Source organism: Vibrio sp. IB15, from assembly GCF_016406055.1.
Lineage (GTDB): Bacteria > Pseudomonadota > Gammaproteobacteria > Enterobacterales > Vibrionaceae > Vibrio > Vibrio chagasii.
The window spans coordinates 1-2,620 of the sequence record NZ_JAEFCE010000125.1 but is presented as its reverse complement, the minus strand read 5'-3'; the positions used below and the strand labels follow the sequence as shown (position 1 = coordinate 2,620).

At 39.4% G+C, this 2,620-nt stretch carries 3 protein-coding genes; all 3 read left to right on the top strand.

Annotated features, from left to right (window positions below; all coding sequences use genetic code 11):
• The first annotated feature begins 109 nt into the window (after positions 1-109).
• A complete protein-coding gene (locus JC606_RS22960) occupies positions 110-640 on the top strand; it encodes a hypothetical protein (RefSeq protein WP_233090620.1) in 531 nt (176 codons plus the stop codon).
• A 265-nt stretch (positions 641-905) separates the two neighbouring features.
• Positions 906-1,820 carry an alpha/beta hydrolase gene (locus tag JC606_RS22955; protein WP_198779521.1) on the top strand — a complete coding sequence of 305 codons (915 nt, stop codon included), beginning with the start codon at positions 906-908 and terminating at the stop codon, positions 1,818-1,820.
• A gap of 141 nt (positions 1,821-1,961) precedes the next feature.
• Positions 1,962-2,456, top strand: coding sequence for a GNAT family N-acetyltransferase (locus tag JC606_RS22950; RefSeq protein ID WP_198779520.1), 495 nt, complete (start codon positions 1,962-1,964; stop codon positions 2,454-2,456).
• Positions 2,457-2,620 lie beyond the last annotated feature (164 nt).

Sequence of the window (2,620 nt, the reverse complement as noted above, 5' to 3'; positions counted from 1 at the left end):
GCTAACCCACGATATTGGAGGCTAGCACCTTTCGTGGGGGTCATTATGTCTATGTATTTTGAACAGTAGTTTAGTGATAACTGACTAATCTATGTTGGAGCTAATATCAATGCTACTAGATACGAGTAAAAGTATGATTCGTAGTGTTAAGAGAATTTGTGGGTCACACTATGCGCCTGGAGTTCTCATAGCCATTTTTATTATGTCGACAAGTGTTGTAGAAAATAGAGTTATTGAGGGTCCATACACTGATACCGATGTGTTACACCATAAAGCTGAAGTAACAGGTAAGCATGGTGCAGCTGGTCGTGGATTAACTTATCAAATTATTTTCGATAAAGAATACAAGTACGATATTAAAATTCAAGGGTATGACTTTAACTCAATAAATCATGACTATTCCCTAGGCTATGGTTCGCGTAAAGATATAGAAAATCTGAGTGTTGGGCTAGTTAGAACGCATATAGATAATATTTATTATACTGTTTACGTTAACGCTGGAGATGAAGTTCTTCTTTCGAGCTCTGATGGCCTTCATAGGGTAAATAAAATCAATGCCGAACAAGTTAAATGGCGCGTTTGCTCAAGTCTTATAGCATTTGCTTTTCTTTCTCTATTCTTTAGGTTTCTAAGGAAGTAGTGTCCGAAATTCCTGTATAAAGTTTGCTATTAAATTTGTAAAACCAAAATGCATAACAAACTGTATAAAATTGATTCACAATGCGTGGTACTTTTATTATACGTTGGTTTAAGTGTTTAGGCGGGTATGCGGTAGTTTTTGTTTTGCGTTAATCACCCTTTAACAGGGAATTATATCTAATTTACATCACACATTACTACTGTGTGGATACACATGCCTTGTGTTGGTATACTATTCACCGGTTTTTTAGTTATAGAGTTATAAAATGACCAAGTACTTAGAAGCTGGCATCAGAGAGCTAGTCGAAGAATTTGAATCTAATGGCAAACCTTGCCCTTCAGCACAAACAATCGCTGATCGCCGGGCAGGCTACATTGGTAGCATTGTACTAGCTGGTGAAAGTCCTAAAATTGAAAGCGAATACTTAGATGTGATTAATAGTATTCCGGTTAAGGTTTACAAGCCTACAGATGAAGTCAACTTACCTATAACAGTCTATTTTCATGGAGGCTGTTTCATCAGTGGTGGCTTTGGTACACATGATGCTCAGTTAAGACAAATTGCTCTTCTATCCAACTCGATAGTTATTTGCATTCAATACAGGCTTGCACCTGAACATGCTTATCCAGCAGCACACGATGATGTATACCAAGCTGTACTCGGTATTAAGGAGCAAGCGCACAAGTATGGGGGGGATTCAGAGCAATTAGTATTTGTTGGCGATAGCGCCGGAGGGCAATTAGCTTTGGCTACGACGCTTAGATTGAAAAAGCTAGGGCAGTGGTTACCTCGTCAGCAAATTCTTATTTATCCAATGCTGGATCCAACAGGCAATTCGAAAAGTTATAGAGAAAATGGTTCAGATTATATTATAACGGCAAATATGCTTCTTTCTGGTTTCGAGTTATACGCGAATTGTAGCTCTAAAGAAATTGTTGAGCCAGAGCTCAACCTTTTAAACAGAGACTTCAGCGGTTTGCCCATCACAACTATTATTACCGCGGAGTTTGACCCGCTACGTGATGAGGGAGAGCACTTATACAAGTTGATGCTTTCACAAGGCGTAGAGGCTTACTGCGAACGTTATTTGGGTGTGATTCATGGTTTCTTTCAGTTGTCCGGCGTTTGTAATTCGGCAAAACGCTGTATTAGTGCAATTTCAAACCAAATAAAAAATTAGATTGAACAAACTGTTTAAGAGTGACTCACAACGCTTGGCTTTTTTGATGTGCGTTGAGTTTAGTGTTTAAGGTGGTAAGGGGCGGCTTCGGTGTTGCGTTGCTTCCCCCTTAACTTCGCGTTATATCCATGGAGGCATTAAGTGATTAAAACGGAGCGTTTAGAGCTCAGAAAATTTACGCAGCAAGACCGTAGTGAAGTTATAAAATTACTTGGTAATTCTGATTTTATGGCGTTTTCTCCAACTGGCGCAATGACACATGAGCAAGCAGATACGCGTTTTGAAGAGCTTGTTAGTGCATTTCAATATAAAGGTATTGGAAAGTTTTGTGTTGTGGAACGCAGGACTGGCGAGCTAGTTGGTTATTGTGGGATAGAATCATTTAACCATAAAGGCGAAAGTGTAGTTGAACTTGGATATCGGCTTAAGGTTTCAGCTCGGGGTAAAGGGTATGCATTCGAAGCAAGTTCTGCCGTCCTTTCTTTTGCAAATCAAATTGGTTATACGAAAATTCTTGCTATAACTGGACCTGAAAACATGCCTTCGCAGCACATACTTCTTAAACTTGGGTTCAAGGCGTGTGGTGACGGTTCCTATCAAAATATGCCAGTTCAGTACTTCGAAAAATGCATATAACAAACATTTAAGAGTGATTCGGCACGCTTGGCATTTTTGGTTCTGGTTGAGTTCAGTGTTTACGGTAGTCAAATTAAGTGTCGTTGTTGAATGCTTCACATCTTAATTTGGCGTTGATATGACCCCCACTGTCAATTAAAAACGTAGAAGTTTCTGCTCCCTCA

Coding starts and splice junctions, on each gene's coding strand:
- JC606_RS22960 (WP_233090620.1), top strand. CDS start 110: ATGCTACTAGATACGAGTAAAAGTATGATTCGTAGTGTTAAGAGAATT.
- JC606_RS22955 (WP_198779521.1), top strand. CDS start 906: ATGACCAAGTACTTAGAAGCTGGCATCAGAGAGCTAGTCGAAGAATTT.